This is a genomic window from Endozoicomonas sp. SESOKO2, from assembly GCF_024606245.1.
GTDB lineage: Bacteria > Pseudomonadota > Gammaproteobacteria > Pseudomonadales > Endozoicomonadaceae > Endozoicomonas_A.
In genome coordinates this window covers 1-1,250 of the sequence record NZ_JAHHPQ010000600.1, presented here as the reverse complement: position 1 = coordinate 1,250, position 1,250 = coordinate 1, and the positions used below count along the sequence as shown (strand labels likewise).

The 1,250-nt window shown below is 45.9% G+C and carries 1 protein-coding gene; it reads right to left on the bottom strand.

Annotation, left to right across the window (positions count from 1 at the left end; all coding sequences use genetic code 11):
- On the bottom strand, window positions 1-1,250 hold a 1,250-nt coding region (locus KDK17_RS14450; RefSeq protein WP_257288361.1), incomplete at both ends, for a WD40 repeat domain-containing protein.

Below are 1,250 nucleotides of genomic sequence, written 5' to 3'. Positions count from 1 at the left end.
AAAGACCGCGTCATCATGGGAAATGCTGCCTTTTTCTAACCATGATCCATCGGTTCTTTGACCAATGATTTTCGAGGTTCCGTCTAAGCTGGCAGTCACCACATGGCGATCATCGGGGCTGAAAGTGGCTGATTGAATTCCACACTTATGATAAATGGTGACTTTTTTTTCCCATGATCCTTTGCTTGTCTGGCCATAGATTTTCACACTGCCATCCTGGCTGGCAATCAACACGTGGCGGCTATCGGCGCTGAAGATGGCCGAGTTGATATGATGCTTGAAGTGAATGACGATTTTTTGTAACCATGATCCATCGGACTCCTTGCCGTAGATTTTCGCCCTGTGATCCGTGTTCGCAGTCAATACATGTCGGCCATCGGGGCTTAGACTCGCTGAAATGACATTGTTAAAATCGGGGATGGTACCTTTTTTTTCCCGTGATCCATCGATCTTGTAGCTATAGATTATCCCCTTGTTATCCGACCTGGCGATGATCAAATGATAGCCATCGGTGCTGAGGGTGTTTGGTTGGACAAATGTACCTTGTGAAAAGGTGGCTGTTAATTCCCAGGATTCATCGGCCTTCCGGGTATGGATTTGCACAGAGTCATTTACATCTTTGACCACCAGATGGCGGCCATCGGCGCTAAAGATGGCTGATATGATCGGTAACTCATGGGTAATACTGGCTTTAAATTGCCATGATCCATCGCACCCTAAGCCAAATATTTTCGCAGTGTCATCGATGCTGGCGGTCACCACATAAAGGCTATCGGCGCTGAAGGCGGCTGAACGGACATAATGTTTATGGGCAATAATCGCTTTTAATCCCCATGATCCATCCATCTTATGGCCGTAGATGTTCGCATTGTCGCTTTCACTGACGGTCACCAGATGGCGGCCATCGGGACTGAGGGTGGCTGAGGTGTTAATTGTATTTTCGTGAATGGTGGATTTTGAAACTAAATTAAACTTTTCACAATCAGACATTAGCTTAGCCTTGGTGAAATACAACAGAGCAGGTGAATAAATACTCTTCTGACGGCGATCTTTGAGTGAGTCGACGAGTGCCTTGTCATTCGTAAATGACTGCAACCAATCACGGAGTTGATTCTCATTTTTTGTCGTAATGGCTGCTCTTAGTTGATGCTGATGATAAGAAGGAAATTGGCGATACCATGCTTTTGCCAGAGCGTTATCTTCTTTGACAGCATCGTGAAGGTGGGTGCATACCTGTTGTAAACGGTGAA